Source organism: Methanoregula sp. (assembly GCF_041663825.1).
Classification (GTDB): Archaea; Halobacteriota; Methanomicrobia; order Methanomicrobiales; family Methanospirillaceae; genus Methanoregula.
The window spans coordinates 1-14573 of record NZ_JBAYLY010000015.1 but is presented as its reverse complement, the minus strand read 5'-3'; the positions used below and the strand labels follow the sequence as shown (position 1 = coordinate 14573).

Below are 14573 nucleotides of genomic sequence, written 5' to 3'. Positions count from 1 at the left end.
TCTCCTTTTTGGGAGTGGGGGGTACCTCTCCTTTTTGGGAGTGGGGGGTACCCCTTTACAGGAAAAGTGGCCCCTACCCCCCAAGTCATCGACCGGCAAAATATTCATTCAGACGATAAAATCACGCGAAGCACAGGTTTTGAAAATGCATGAAAGGGGGGTAGGCCACCTCTTATGCCCGGACAGGGGGGTGGGGGGATCATGCTTTTAAAAAATTGGTCGGGGTGTGGGGGTACCTCTCATTTTTGGAAGCGGGGGTGCCAGCCCGGGCTGGCAGATGGGGGTACCCCCCAATGAACCGGGAATCGCTTCGGCAGGTTCTGTTAAAAAATTCTGATGTTTGTAAAGAAAAATTTTAGAGAAGTACTGGATATAAAAAAACGGTCAGGGAAGAATTGGCAGCATGGCAGAAATTAAAAAAAATAAAAGTGTAACGGTTTATTGGCAATTTACGACTGGCGAGGCCAGGATAAAATTACGCCGACTTTATCCGACACTTAAAAGTTGACGAGAGATCAGGTACGCCCGAAACCGAAAAATTCAATCTTGAAAAGTTTCTCCATCGCATAGAGGATGCCAAAGAAGAGCAGGGCATACAATATGAAACTCACGACAAAATTCGTCCAGCCGGTCATTCCTGTATAGACCACAATTTTAGTCGAAATCCAATTTGCGATAATGATGGCACAGAGGATTCCCAGAAAGAATATCACCCATTTTTTGATATCAGCAGAGTCCATATGGATAGTTGGATTTCTTACGTATTAAAACCCTCAAAACCGCGTTGTGGGATTCAAACCATGAACATGTTTATAAAAAAGACAGGTGCCCGGGATGATTCTTTTCCCGTATATTGCTATAAAAACCCGCATGAAGTCAAAGATTTCGCACCAAAGCAATGAAAATTTTGCACTCCAAACTCGAATTTCCATTTGCCTGCTCTATCGACTGAAGTTTTCAAAATTTTCATGACAAAATTCATTTTATAGGTTTTTTATCGGAGCGAAATGGTTATGGCGTACAAGGCTTTTGTGTACCTGATGGATGAGAACAAACCAGCCCCCGACCGGTTTAAGACAGTCGCAAGTATCGCACTTATTGTAATTGCAGTTGTCCTGGTACTGGTCTTTCTTTTTGGCCTGACAGCACAACCCTCATCACTACGTACTACCCCGAACTGGATGCTCATGTCGTACCGGGATACTACCGGTATTCTAATCCCGGTTATCAACTACGGGGACATTACGGCACGGTTCGAAGGTGACAGCAAGGTTACCGGCTTTTCCGGATGCAACCAGTATGTCGCAGCGTATCTTGAAAACGGGAATCAGATGAGGATCACTTACCCGCAGCACACAACTCTGGTCTGCCCGGATACCGGCGTCATGCAGCAGGAAACGACCTATTATGATAATCTCGCAAAGGCTGCATCGCAGAAGACCTGGCCCTCGGAGATAAACGTCCTTGATGCACAGGGAAATACCCTCCTTGTTTTCCGGAAAGCGTGAGCATGGAAGTGCGACAATACCCTTCCATTTTTTTAAAGAGGATTTTAAAAAAACCTCTTGTTGTACGATCTACGATTCATTTTCCCGTCGCAGGTATTACAGTGAATCCTGCATTTCTGCTGGTTAATCAAAATCCTCTCATCAGGGTGATGTTGACGCGGGTCGTCCTGCTGTAAGAAAGTATTTGAGGCCACCCTGCAAATCTCTCGAAAGACCCCCTCCATCATTCTTTAGAGTTCCTGCACTATACCGGCTGGACACTTCCTGCCAAAAAGCATGGAAACACGGGCATGATGCAGGCAATCACGGGAGGATAGATATATGCCGGGACGAAACACCATCGAACTGCTTCACAGGATTCTTGCCGAAATAACAAAAGTATCCAAACTGATTGAAGGATATCAGTATGAGGATTTTTACCGGGATGAACCAACCTGTGCAAAGGTTACGGCGAGCATCAGGTCCATCCATGAAATGGCGCACCAGGTACCAACGATTATCCAGGTGAAATACGCGTTTATGCCGTCAAAAGAACTGCAGGCACTCAAAGAAGAGGTCGAACTGGCAGACGCGGTTACCCGGCCAAGGATTATCTGGAAGATCTGTACAGAAACGCTCCCGCGCATCCAGCCGTTTGTCGAGAACCTCATTGATGAGATGGAGGAATAATCCCGGGTACCTCCCCCGTAATGAAGTATTTTGCCGGGATCCGCACATCCTTTCTTCCCAAAACGCCCCGGTTTTTACCAAGATTCCCTGCCCGGGAATGCTTATCTTACTCTAAAACTTTGTACAGGTATGGATGATGAACCTGCGGAGATTACACCTGGCTCCGATGTACCGGTAAACCCGGATCCCGTTCCCCTGCCGGCGGCGCCCATGGGTCGGGGGTTCTGGGCAGTGATGGCACTTATCGGTGTGCTTATCCTCTTAATTATATATGCCCAGGTTCAGGGCGTTACAAAACCCGTATCGGTAAACCTGACCGGAACGAACTGGACACTGACCTATTATGTTAATGACAATGGTACGATGGTCCCGGTGACGAACGGGACGGATGTAACAATCCGGTTCGGACGGGAAAACGGCACCATCATTGGCGGGCATTCAGGCTGCAACTGGTACAGTTATAGTTACACGAGTACAAGTTCCACACTCTCCCTGGCACGTGGTTCAGGAGTGACCACCAAAATGTTTTGCACGGCTCCCGGCGTGATGCAGGTCGAGTCCACGTACCTGCACAATCTGGAAAATTCCACCACCGTGAAATTCCGGAGCGATCACCTGTACCTCTACGATACCGCAGACAAACCTCTCCTCATCTTTGAACAGACAAAAACTTAAATCAGGTACTTTTTTTAACCACTCACGTAATTTTAGGTCCGTGGACATGCCCGGGAAAACAGCTGCCATGCCGCACGAAAAGAGGCAACTGGCAATAAATACGAACATTAAAAAAAGGCAGGTGCAAGAAATAGTATCAAGGAGCTTAAAGAAGGGACCATGGAAGCCAGAAGCGAACGAATGGATGGCGTACTCGTCTTTTTTATCAATGGCAGGCTGGATGCATTCGGCGCACAGCAGCTTGACGAGTGGATAAAAGGAGCACTGCATGACGACGACAAGGAACTGGTGCTCGACCTGTCAGGTTCCACGTACCTGTCGAGCGGTGGTCTGCGGACGTTTAACATTTTAAAAAAGGAGATGAAACGCAGGAACGGGAGGTTTGCCCTCGCAGGAGTCGGAGAGTACCCAAAAAAAGTACTCGACATGGCCGGGTTCACGACAATTTTGGAGATCTTCCCAAATACCGATGCGGCAGTTGAAGACATCAGGAAAAAGCGCAAGAACCCGACGCTCTTTAACGAAATATTTTATAAGAAGATCGAAGAGGAGGGAGTCACACTTACCATAGAACCGGGCTGGATGACGAATCCCCCCACTCTACATATCACCGGCGATCTCCACAAGCTCCTGTATGCACAGCTCACTGAAGCCGATATTAAGACGCGGAAGTTCTCCGAGATCACGTACTCGCTTGGTCTTGGCGCACTTGGGGCGGATAAAAAAGAGGCAATGCCGGTTCTCGGCGAGATGATCACCCTGTACGGCTCCATGGTCTGGCTGCCGACGGACGGGAACAACACCCCGGATTTCCTGACACCACTTGACACAGAAACGGACGTGCCGGTTTACACGGGATTCAATATCACGCTGGACGGGCCGTTTAACGAATACCTGACTCTCGACACAAAGGATCCGCAGGGTATCAGTATCACCGACATCTACCGCATGATCTTTACCGGTGCTAAAAACCGTAACGTCAAGACATACAAGGGTGTGATTGCGGTCACCATCTGGGGCGTGATCGTTGGCCTTGCCAGTTCGGGCATCAAAAAAGCACCGGTCGCCAGTGCAAATCTGCCCAAAGGTGCCTCGATCATGGACCCTGCACAGTCTGCCACGTGGATGGCATCCGATACCGGCATGTCTTACAAAGGGGACACGCTGGTGAGCTTCGGGATCGGGATTGACCTCGGAAACGACCTTACCGGTTACAAAAAAGAGGACCTTGAGACCCTGTACTACGCAAACCCGGCGAACAAGGGCGCCTCAAAAGTGATGTACCTCCACAACCATGGCGTTGTATTCAGGGGTGTGCCCTACGACGCATCGCTTGACCTGAATTCACAGGTAAAAAAGATAGTAAGCGATGCAACGTTCGTGGATATGCGCCACCTGCTGGACAGCACCCGGCTTCGGCGGGCAAAGATCGGTGTTGCCTATATCCAGGATATCATCCGGGAGCCCTGAACAATAATTTCAAGGCCCCGCAGTTTTCCTTTTTTTTGTTACGGTCAGGACATTTCTTCCCTGCTCGTACTAGTACGTGACCGCGTCAGTTACCTGCCGGATAAGAAAGATCCCCCCGATATCCCGGTTGTCAAGTACTGACGTGATGTAAGTGTTTTAGAGTCCGCCAGAAGTTCCTGCGGCAATTTGAGGTACCCCTTTCATAGGGTCTGACCTGCCCGGGCACGGGTATTTCGTCTGCTTTAAAAAAAATCCCCCTCCTGTACCGGAAGGGAGCGGCATAGGATCTGGCTATGCTTGCGCTTTGTGAACCGGCCCCGTATAGCCCTTTTGAGGATATAATTGTTCAAATCACGGGCCGGACGGGTTGCATCACTGAAAGGGAATTGATATCAGCCGGTAAAAGGAAACAATTCTCTCATATTTCGTGAAATCATGCCAGCACGCGTCGTACCCGACAGGAATACCGCTCCCCCGCTTTTTGAATTTAATAACGTCTCTGTGATCCGGGGCGACAAACGGGTGCTCGATCATATCACGCTCTCCCTTGGCGAAGGTGAGAATGTTGCCATCCTCGGGCCAAACGGCGCGGGAAAATCAACGCTCGTAAAAGCCATCACCCGCGAGTATTACCCGGTCCTTTCCGAAGGTCCGGTGACGTTTACGTTCCGGGGAAAAGACGCATGGGACGTTTTCGATCTCCGGTCGTTTGTCGGCATCGTCTCAAACGATCTCCAGTACACCTTCAACCGGACCATCACCGGCCGGGAGGTGATCGTCTCCGGCTTCTTTTCCAGTATCGGGCTCTTTAACCGGGCAGTCACCCCGGCAATGGAAGATAAGACAGATGAGATCCTCCGGTTTCTCCAGATCGACCGGCTCTCTGACCGGCCCATGAACGAGATGTCATCGGGGGAGGCGCGGCGCTTTCTGATCGGGCGGGCTCTCGTGTTCGATCCGGCCACGCTCATCCTTGACGAACCGACCAACAGTCTCGATCTCTCTGCCCTTCACACGTTTCGCCAGACCCTGCGGACGATCGCGCAGTCCGGAACCGGCATCATCCTTGTCACGCACCAGCTCCACGATATCATCCCGGAGATCTCACGGGTTGTCATGATGGACAGGGGGCAGGTCTATGGCGATGGCACAAAACCGGCGATGCTGACCGATGAGAAGATCGGCCGGCTCTTCTCGGTACCGGTGCATGTAAGAGAAGAGAACGGCTGGTATTATGCCACAGGATACTAAAAACTCCTTCCCACGGGCTCCATAATTACCCTGAAAAAATCACGGTTGCGCTCCATGATAACCTGCCACAGGAATCTCTGAAGCCGGGCGACCCGGGACCAAAGACCATAATACGGTGTTATCGTCTCGAAGCACCAATACTAGTCTCACATCCGGGATGAATATCATCCCCCTCTAGGAACCAGATACATGCTCACACTTGACGAGATCAGGGAATATGCCGGGATAGACGGGCTAAAGTCGCCCGCAGCAGAAGAAAGCCGGAAGAAATATGGCGCAAATGTCATGACGCCGCCGGAACGGGAGCCGCTCTGGAAACAGTACCTGGAAAATTTCAACGACCCCATTATCAAGATCCTGCTCTTTGCCGTTACGCTCTCGGCCATCGTCTCGTTCCTGACAGGAAGCGGGCTATTAGATACTGTCGGGATCATCATTGCAATCCTGCTTGCCACCGGCATCTCCTTTTACAACGAGTACCGGAGCAGCCGGGAGTTTGATATCCTCAATGCTCACCGCGATGACATGGCGATCAAGGTGATCCGGGACGGTAACCCTACGCTCGTACCCTCACGGGATATCGTGGTCGGCGACCTTATCCTCCTTGAAGCCGGCGATGCGATCCCGGCCGATGGCTGGCTCCTTCTCTCGGACGAACTCTCCTGCGATGAATCGGCGTTTACCGGCGAGAGCGAACCCGTGCTGAGGGAAGCGGGCAACAAGGTCCTCAAAGGAAGTTTTGTCACCGCCGGGAAAGGCCGGATGATTGCCGGGGCGGTCGGCGATGCAGCAGAGATGGGCGTGATCGCCGCAACGCTCGGGATCGATCATGCGACAAAGACCCCGCTCGAAGCCAAGCTCGAAACCCTTGCCTCACTCATCTCGAAATTCGGGTATGTGATGGCAGCCCTCATCTGCGGCACGCTCATCATCCGGGGCCTCCTTGTCGGAGACCTCACCGGGCTGAACCTTGCTACGGCAGATTTCCTGCTCCAGTACTTCATGCTCGCGGTCGTGATCGTTGTTGCCGCCGTGCCCGAGGGGCTGCCGATGAGCGTTGCGCTCTCGCTCTCCCTTGCGATGCGCAAGATGACCCGGGCCAACTGCCTCGTGCGGCGCCTTATTGCCTGCGAGACCATCGGGTCGGCGACATCGATCTGCACCGACAAGACCGGGACGCTCACGAAAAACCAGATGGAAGTTGCCGAGGCTTCGGTTACAACTCCTGCCCGACCAGCCCCGGTCCCGAAAACCCCGGCTGAATGGATCACGCTCAACGCGGCCGTCAACGGTACCGCGCATCTCCAAGAGCGGGAGGAGGGCCGGGTGATCGTGATCGGGAACTCGACCGAAGGAGCGCTCCTCCGGTGGCTGCGGGCCCATGGGATCGATTACCGGGAACTCCGTAAAGAGATCCCGGCAATCCGCCAGAAACTTTTCGACGGGAAGCGCAAGCGGATGTCGACAGTGGTGGACATAGACGGGCACAAATTCCTGCTTGTCAAGGGCGCGCCGGAGATCCTGTCCGGCCTCTGCACCACGGCCCCCGATCTCTCTGGCGTGGGCGTGCTTGCCTCCCGCGAGATGCGGACACTCGCGTTTGCCCACCGGGAAATTACCGGGGCAGATGAGAACGAGACCGGGCTTGTCTGGGACGGGTATGTCGGTATCCGCGATCCCCTGCGGGACGATATCGCCACATCTGTTGCCCGCTGCCAGCATGCCGGCATCAGGGTGCGGATGGTCACCGGGGATAACGCGGTCACCGCGCAGGCCATCGCCCGGGAGGCCGGTATCATGCAGGGCGGAACGATCATGACCGGTAAAGAGTTCAGGACGCTTTCTGCTGAAGAACAGGTTGTTGCCGCAAAGAAACTTGACGTAATGGCCCGCGCCGAACCCCTGGACAAGCTCCTTCTCGTGCAGGCGCTCCAGAAGACCGGGGCAGTCGTTGCCGTGACCGGCGACGGGACCAACGATGCCCCGGCGCTCAGGCACGCGGACGTGGGCCTTGCAATGGGTATTGCCGGGACCGAGGTGGCCCGGGAGGCAAGCGACATCATCCTTCTCGACGACTCCTTTGCATCGATCACGAGCGCAGTCTGGTGGGGCCGGTCGCTGTACGAGAACATCCAGCGTTTCCTCCTCTTCCAGCTCACGATTAACTTCTGCGCCTGTCTCCTCGTCTTTATCGCGCCGATCCTTGGGTACCCGGAACCGTTTAGCATCATCGAGATCCTCTGGATCAACATCATCATGGACACGCTTGCCGCGTTTGCGCTCTGCTCGGAGGCACCGCACCACGGCCTGCTCGCCCGGTCACCGGTCCCGCGCGATGCTCCGATCATTACGCCGTTTATGTGGGTCTCGATCATCGCCACCGGTGCATTCCTGATCATTGGCGGTCTCCTCCAGCTCGGCACCGGGTTCCTGGGTGGGACAACTGATGCGGAGATTGGCACGGTCTTCTTTGCAGGATTCATCATCGCTGCTGTCGTAAACGGGTTCAACTGCCGGGCGATGGATGGGAAGATGCCCCGGTTCTTCAAAGGCAACCCGACGTTTTTTGTGGTCATGGGCGGGATCGTGCTCATCCAGGTTCTCATTATCCAGTTCGGCGGTGTAATCTTCGGCACGGTGCCCCTTACCGCCACGGAATGGGCGATAGTTGCGGTTGCAGCGGCGGTACCGGTGCTGGTCATCGGGTTTGTGGTCCGGTGGGCATTTGGCTTGCATCGTGCGGTAAAAAAATTCCCTGCCACCACGTAATGGCAGGAAACGTTCCGCTTTTTTACCGGTGCGTCCCGGAATGATTGCACCGGTCCTGACGGTATCGGTAAATACTGCTCTGACATTACGTTACAGTAACGACCCGGGTTTATAGTCCGGACATTGATGATTCCGGAACCGGTCCGGGATAAGAGGTTGACCATGGAAAAAATCCAGTTACCAAACCAGGCACCCGCAGCACCGATGCCTGTCGTAATCGCCGGCGCGCTTGTGAAGGGAAAGGAGAACTATCTTGCGATTGGCGCGTATGGCATCATGTCCATGCAGCCTCCGCTTGTCTATATCTCGTCCATGAAAGCCCACTTCACAAACGCCGGCATAAAAGAGACCGGGTATTTCAGTATCAACGTGCCCTCCGCCGGCCTTGTCAAAGAAACCGATTACTGCGGGCTTGTCTCGGGACGTGACACTGACAAATCCACGGTATTTTCAACATTCTTCGGGAAGGTAAAACACGCCCCGATGATTCGGGAGTGCCCGGTAAATGCAGTCTGCAAAGTGGTAAAAACGGTGGAACTGCCCAGCAACGATGTCTTCATCGGCGAGGTTGTCGAATATTACGTGGACACTCCCTGCCTTACGGACAACACTCCCGATCCAAAAAAGATCGACCCGCTCCTGCTCGCCGGCCACTCGTACCGGAAACTCGGGGGCGTTGCCGGCGCGGCCTTTTCGACGGGAAAGGCGCTCATAAAAAAACCCTGATCTTTTTTTGCTTGTCGCACGCTCAAAACAACCTGCCTGATATTACCCTATCGTGATGCCTGAAAAGGGAAACGCTCGCAGGAGAAATTAAAAAAAGATTAGACTGTTTTACTGGGCCGGTGCTGCCGGTGTCGCCTTTTTTGCTGCAAACGATGTCACAATGGCAGCGATACCGATAACGATGGCAAAGATCCCGGCAATAAACGGCAGGAGTGCAGCAGAGATCAGCGGGAAGATGAGCAGCAGGATCCCAAAAATAATACTGAAGATCCCAAGGATACCGTTTCCTGCATCCTTCCGGGTGAACGCCTCAAACAGGTGGACACACCCGGTGAAGCACGCCCAGAAACCAACGATGATGATAAGGAACGTCAACAGGATTACGGTACTGTACAGCGGATGGGCAAGGATAATGATACCCACAAGAAGGTTTAAGATCGCAAGGACAATTTTCCATCCCAGGTTTGTCCGGTCAACGGCAAGACTCGCAAGCGAGAAGATACCTCCCACAAGCCAGTACGCGCCAAGGAAGGTGATGAAGATTACCGTCGTCATGCCGGGTGTTGTAAGGAACATTATCCCGATTATCAGGGCAAGGAATCCCCAGATAAGAACAAGCCACCAGGGAAAAAGCCCGGGTGCAATATTGCACCCGCACGAGCACCCGCACGGTTCCGGAGTTGCAGTTGTTTCAGCCATAAAATACCTCAAATTATATATTTAAAATCTGCCGCAGGGGTATTTGAACGCTTGCTTTTTCGTGCAGGTCCCGGTAAGGTGAGTGTGCATTGCCCGGAGATTGTCATGAAAATTTTGAAAACTTCAGTCGATAGAGCAGAGAAATGGAAATTCGAGTTTGGAGTGCAAAATTTTCATTGCTTTGGTGCGAAGTCTTTGACTTCATGCGGGTTTTTTATGAAAATCCCGGCCGGATTATCCTGTTTCCGGCATTTTGAGGATTGCGCGGATCACATTCTGCGTCTCTTTTGGCGTCCCGGTCGTGTTGAGCAGGTAACAGTCTGTCCGTTCGATGAGCTCGACGATGTACCGGTTCCGGAGTGCATCTTTGCGGGGATTTTTAACGAGAAGATGCGGGTTGAAATAACCGTTTTCGGTAAAGAGACGGAGTGCTTCATCATTTTCAAGGGGAGTAAGGATCTGCGGGTCGGCTGCGTCCCGTTTGAGGATGATGATCGTGTTTAAGGTGGAGAGCGGCAGCAGCCGGCCTTTGCCCACAGCCCACCGGATATCAGCGACCGCCCGCCCATCTGCGTCGTACTCATCAGCGTTAACGAGGCCGCCAAACTCTTTCCAGATGGCCGAGAGATCCTGGCGGATGTAAAAATTCCTTTCCGAGCCGTACGCGAGGATCTCGGGGCCGAAGACCCGGGCAAAGAACCAGTCGTCCGAGATGATCCGGGCGTGCGGGTCGCGAAGGAGCCCGTAGGTCTGCGTGGTCTTGCCGGCCCCCGATGTTCCGACCATGGCAAGCCCTTTTCCCGCGACATCCACGCAGGCGCCGTGAACCGAGCTGATACCATGCTCGTCTTCGAGAATGTCACCGCACAGCCCGAGCGCGATCGATTTGATCCAGCCATAGTACGAGAAGTTGAAGAGGAACGCGGTCTTTGAATACGGGTCGAACTGCACCGTGTTTTCGCCGCAGGAGGGATCCTTAAAGACATAGAGCCGGCCGTGCGACCGGATGTTCTGGGACATCGGGGAGAAGTTCTCCTGCCAGGTCTCAAGGAGCGCCCGGTCGTCGGACAACAGCTTGATGCAGCAGCCGAAGATCTCGGATTTGATCTCGTACCTGACCCCCGGGGCACAGCGCTTTGCCAGCTGCTCTTTTTCTTCAGGAGTGATAAGGGAGATGGTGTACGGCATGGGTCGGCTCCGCCAAGGATAAAATTCTCATGTGATATTCATCCGCGCCGGCATAAGGATGTTTTCGGCCGGCACAAAACCCGGGTCCGGGCTGGTTAACGCGGGATGACCAGTCGACGTATTTTATCCCATTATACGACAATTTTACTTGTATGACATTTCACCACCGGATTTTTGTTCTTTTCGTTCTTCTCGTAGTAATCCTGCTGCCGTGCGCCGCGGGTGCTGCACCCGTGTCCGTTAACGCTTCGCTCTCACAAGACCGCGTGACCCCGGGCACACCAATCACGCTCTCGGGCACTGTTCCCGATGGTGCCGAGGAGATGCAGGTCTGGACGCTCACCTGCTACAAGGTTATCGGGATCATGTCCGTTCCGGCAAGCTGCGGCGCGGACGTGACGACCGCGAAGGTGAACGGTACATCCTTTACCTACACGGATCTTTCCACCGCGGAACCGGGAAATTATACGGTGATCGCTGCATTCCCCGGTCCGGACGGCACGTTCGGGTTTGGTTATGACAAGGCCGGCCGGACACTGTACTATGCCGCCAACAAAACTGTGATCGTAAACTGGAGCCGGAGCAATCCCTCTGACCGCGAAGAGGCGGCCGTGATCACAAAGGCGATGGGGAGTGCGGGCATCGAAAACCCTTCGGCCACCCTCTCGTACACGGTCGTGACCGCGACCGGGAAAGAAAAGACCGGGACCGCAATAACCATTAACACGACAACCCGCGCAGAAGAGACTCCGGCACCTGCCGCTACCTCAGCAGCGCCGTCACCCACACCGGCCCCCGGCTTTGGGATCATAACCGCTCTTGCCGGCCTCGCACTTGTTGCAGGTGCCATTTCGCGCATGAGACGCTGAACGTTTCTGGCACGATAAAAAGACCGGTAGTATCTGATACCGGTTCACCGTTTTTTATTTTTTTTGCGGCCTGTTATTTTTTTGTCAGCTTTTAAGTTGGCACGATCACGAACCGGCAGTGATCGTCACCCATCGCGTAGCAGGCAGTCTCGGTCACCTGTTGCGGCAGCCGGTAGTGGCGGGTAAAGATTGCCTGGAGAATGCCGGAGGCGAATGCGCAGGCCGGCCGGCCCAGCTGCGGCAGGCTCCCGCATTCAAAGCAGTCGTAGACTTTGAGGACCAGCGGGGCCGTGCTCTCGACTTCAAGGACGCCGAGGCTGTTCGTCTTCCAGAACCCTGCGGTTTTATCGAGAATATCGGCAAGGTCCGGGGCGGCAATCGCAGAGTAGACGCGCTCGCCCACGTGATAGCCGGCCTTCTGGAGCACCGGGTCGATATTGATCCCCTCATTTAAGAGCGAGACCCGGATCGTCCGGAACATCAGCCGGTAAAATTTGAACGGGTCCGGGTCAGCGGCGAGTTTTTTCAGGATCTCGTTGTTATCCTGAAACACCGGTCTTTTCCCGGCAAGATCGCCGAGGCGCTCCGACCGGAGATAAAAGATCTTTTTCCGGGAATCTGCCGGGTCCGGTTTCCCGGCAATGATCCCCTCGCGCTCAAGGCCGCTTAAGTGGACCGAGACCGTGGACTTCGCCTTTCCCGAGCACTTCACGATCTCGTCAAACGGGAGTTCGTGTTCCGCAAGTACGGCAAGGATCTGTGCACGCGCCGGCGACTGCACGGCCCGGACACCGGATGATGTTGCAAACAGCCCGACCCCGGCTGGCGGGTTTTGTTTTTTCCGGGATTGTTTCCTTTGCGGCGGCATGAGACAAGATCTCCGTCTTCTTGATTCCTATAACAATAAACGCAAACTAGATATATAATCTGTTCGTAACAAATAGAATGTTCGTATAGTTCCGGACAAATGGTGAACTACCATGAAGGCTACAAAACTTGCAGAAGGCGTCTACTGGGTTGGCGCCATCGACTGGAACCTGCGCGACTACCACGGTTACACGCTGCCGGGCACGACCTATAACGCGTACCTTGTGGTCGGGAAAAAGCACACGGTTTTAATCGACAATACGTACCCCGGCCATGAGTTCCAGATGATGGAACGGATCAAGGATATCATCGACCCGAAAAAGATCGACATCATCGTTGCAAACCACGTGGAAAAGGACCACTCGGGCGCACTCCCGATGCTCACGAAAATGCTGCCTAATGTCCCGATCTACTGTACCGAAGCTGCGGTCACCGGCTTTGGCAAGCACTACGATACGACCGGCTGGAACTTTAAGACCATCAAAAGCCTCGACAAGCTCGACCTTGGCGGCAAGACCCTTGTCTTTGTCGAAGCCCCGATGCTCCACTGGCCGGACTCCATGTTTACCTACCTTGCCGAGGATAAGATCCTCTTCCCGAACGACGCGTTCGGCCAGCACATCGCGAGCTGCGAGCGCTTCGATGACGAACTGGGAAAAGAGGTTGCGCTCGCCCATGCGCAGAAGTTCTTTGCAAACCTGATCGTCCCGCTCGCGCCCAAGGTCTTGAAGAAACTCGACGAGGTCACGAAGCTTGGCATCCCGATCGCCATGGTCGCCCCGAGCCACGGTGTTATCTGGCGATCGTATGCCGGCGATATCATCAACGCGTACATCAACTGGTCGAACGGTGTCGCGAAGAACAAGGTGACGATCGTCTACGACACGATGCACCACTCGACCGATCTCATGGCGCAGATGATTGCGGAAGGCGTCATGGCCGAGGGCGTCGCGGTAAAAATCTGCCTGTTAAAGGACGGGCGCTTTGAAGGGACGCACCGGAGCAACGTAGTCACCGAGATCCTCGATTCAAAAGCGCTCCTTGTCGGTTCCCCCACGCTCCAGGACGAAGTCTACCCGACCGTGGCAGACTTCCTCAGCTACCTGCACGGTATCCGGCCCGGCCGGCTGACCGCAAAGAAGATCGGGTGTGCGTTTGGCTCGCACGGAGGCCAGGGCGGCGCGATCAGGATCATGACGGAAGGACTCAAGAAAGCCGGCATCGAGACGATCAACGACGGCTATGAAGTCCTGTACAAGCCCGACGCGGCCGAGCTCAAAAAATGCTACGAACTCGGGCAGGATGTTGCACGCCGCGTCAAGGCAATGTAATCATCCTTTTTCCTTCACACTAAATGCACATGCCCCATCTCTTGTGCCGGTTGCATTGCACCGGCGGCCTGATGCCAATGCCACGGCATCTTTTTTTTGTTTTGATTGCGGGATTTTTTCTGATAACGACAACATCTGCGATGAAGTAAGCTGCGGGAGGGAATGTGCTTCCGCGCAATTGCCAAAAAAAGGATTATGCCGGCACGGTATCGCAGAGATGCTTGCGGGCAATGCGTATGGTTTTTGCTTTTGATACCGGGTCCGGGATCTCCTGGTGGTCTTCCAGCAGTCCTTCAAGATGGAACTTTATTGCGGATTTCATATTCTCAAAGGTCTCTTCCTGGGTTCGCCCGGTAGCGATTACCCCGGGAAGATCCGGGCAGTACGCAGAACAGTTGTGTTTCCCGGTTTCGATGATGACGGTATATCCCACATTCCGCAGTACTTTCATCAAGAGTAATATTTTTCGTACTCCTGCCCAAGCAACTGGAGAATTTTTCGTAATTCGTCATTCATATTAGCAATTTTAGTACTCCGTCGGGTTCCACATA

The 14573-nt window shown here is 53.7% G+C and carries 14 protein-coding genes and 1 pseudogene; 10 read left to right on the top strand and 5 right to left on the bottom strand.

Features of this window, described 5'->3' with window-relative positions; genetic code table 11:
- Positions 1–383: 383 nt before the first annotated feature.
- A pseudogene (locus tag WCX19_RS08335) lies at positions 384–508 on the top strand (IS630 family transposase); the annotation flags it as partial.
- Positions 509–515: 7 nt separating this feature from the next.
- Here the strand turns inward: WCX19_RS08335 and WCX19_RS08330 are convergent.
- Positions 516–740: a hypothetical protein gene (locus WCX19_RS08330; protein WP_373007049.1), complete on the bottom strand. Its 225-nt coding sequence runs from the start codon at positions 738–740 to the stop codon at positions 516–518.
- 273 nt (positions 741–1013) lie between these two features.
- Between WCX19_RS08330 and WCX19_RS08325 the strand changes: the two genes are divergently transcribed.
- The 7 genes from WCX19_RS08325 (at position 1014) to WCX19_RS08295 (ending at position 9068) form a co-directional block, all read left to right on the top strand.
- Complete coding sequence (locus tag WCX19_RS08325; protein WP_373007047.1) at positions 1014–1508, top strand: META domain-containing protein; 495 nt, start codon at positions 1014–1016, stop codon at positions 1506–1508.
- Positions 1509–1829: 321 nt separating this feature from the next.
- Positions 1830–2177, top strand: a complete 348-nt coding sequence (locus WCX19_RS08320) for a hypothetical protein (RefSeq protein ID WP_373007045.1) — start codon at positions 1830–1832, stop codon at positions 2175–2177.
- A 129-nt stretch (positions 2178–2306) separates the two neighbouring features.
- Positions 2307–2852, top strand: coding sequence for an META domain-containing protein (locus WCX19_RS08315; protein WP_373007043.1), 546 nt, complete (start codon positions 2307–2309; stop codon positions 2850–2852).
- Positions 2853–3011: 159 nt separating this feature from the next.
- On the top strand, positions 3012–4322 hold the full coding sequence (locus tag WCX19_RS08310; RefSeq protein WP_373007041.1) for an STAS domain-containing protein: 1311 nt from the start codon (positions 3012–3014) through the stop codon (positions 4320–4322).
- A 435-nt stretch (positions 4323–4757) separates the two neighbouring features.
- Positions 4758–5573: an ABC transporter ATP-binding protein gene (locus WCX19_RS08305; protein WP_373007039.1), complete on the top strand. Its 816-nt coding sequence runs from the start codon at positions 4758–4760 to the stop codon at positions 5571–5573.
- Positions 5574–5762: 189 nt separating this feature from the next.
- Complete coding sequence (locus WCX19_RS08300) at positions 5763–8342, top strand: calcium-translocating P-type ATPase, PMCA-type (RefSeq protein ID WP_373007037.1); 2580 nt, start codon at positions 5763–5765, stop codon at positions 8340–8342.
- A gap of 162 nt (positions 8343–8504) precedes the next feature.
- A complete protein-coding gene (locus tag WCX19_RS08295; protein ID WP_373007035.1) occupies positions 8505–9068 on the top strand; it encodes a flavin reductase family protein in 564 nt (187 codons plus the stop codon).
- Positions 9069–9176: 108 nt separating this feature from the next.
- Here WCX19_RS08295 and WCX19_RS08290 read toward each other — a convergent pair whose 3' ends face one another.
- Both WCX19_RS08290 and WCX19_RS08285 read right to left on the bottom strand, forming a co-directional pair.
- Positions 9177–9767, bottom strand: a complete 591-nt coding sequence (locus WCX19_RS08290; protein ID WP_373007033.1) for an HdeD family acid-resistance protein — start codon at positions 9765–9767, stop codon at positions 9177–9179.
- Between the two features lie 234 nt (positions 9768–10001).
- A complete protein-coding gene (locus WCX19_RS08285) occupies positions 10002–10955 on the bottom strand; it encodes an aldolase (RefSeq protein ID WP_373007031.1) in 954 nt (317 codons plus the stop codon).
- A gap of 152 nt (positions 10956–11107) precedes the next feature.
- Here WCX19_RS08285 and WCX19_RS08280 point away from each other — a divergent pair, with 152 nt between their 5' ends.
- Complete coding sequence (locus tag WCX19_RS08280) at positions 11108–11824, top strand: hypothetical protein (protein ID WP_373007029.1); 717 nt, start codon at positions 11108–11110, stop codon at positions 11822–11824.
- A gap of 91 nt (positions 11825–11915) precedes the next feature.
- Here WCX19_RS08280 and WCX19_RS08275 read toward each other — a convergent pair whose 3' ends face one another.
- Positions 11916–12692, bottom strand: a complete 777-nt coding sequence (locus WCX19_RS08275; RefSeq protein ID WP_373007027.1) for a V4R domain-containing protein — start codon at positions 12690–12692, stop codon at positions 11916–11918.
- Between the two features lie 112 nt (positions 12693–12804).
- Between WCX19_RS08275 and WCX19_RS08270 the strand changes: the two genes are divergently transcribed.
- Positions 12805–14022, top strand: coding sequence for an FprA family A-type flavoprotein (locus WCX19_RS08270; protein WP_373007025.1), 1218 nt, complete (start codon positions 12805–12807; stop codon positions 14020–14022).
- A 193-nt stretch (positions 14023–14215) separates the two neighbouring features.
- Here WCX19_RS08270 and WCX19_RS08265 read toward each other — a convergent pair whose 3' ends face one another.
- On the bottom strand, positions 14216–14473 hold the full coding sequence (locus tag WCX19_RS08265; protein WP_373007023.1) for a type II toxin-antitoxin system HicB family antitoxin: 258 nt from the start codon (positions 14471–14473) through the stop codon (positions 14216–14218).
- Positions 14474–14573: the final 100 nt, after the last annotated feature.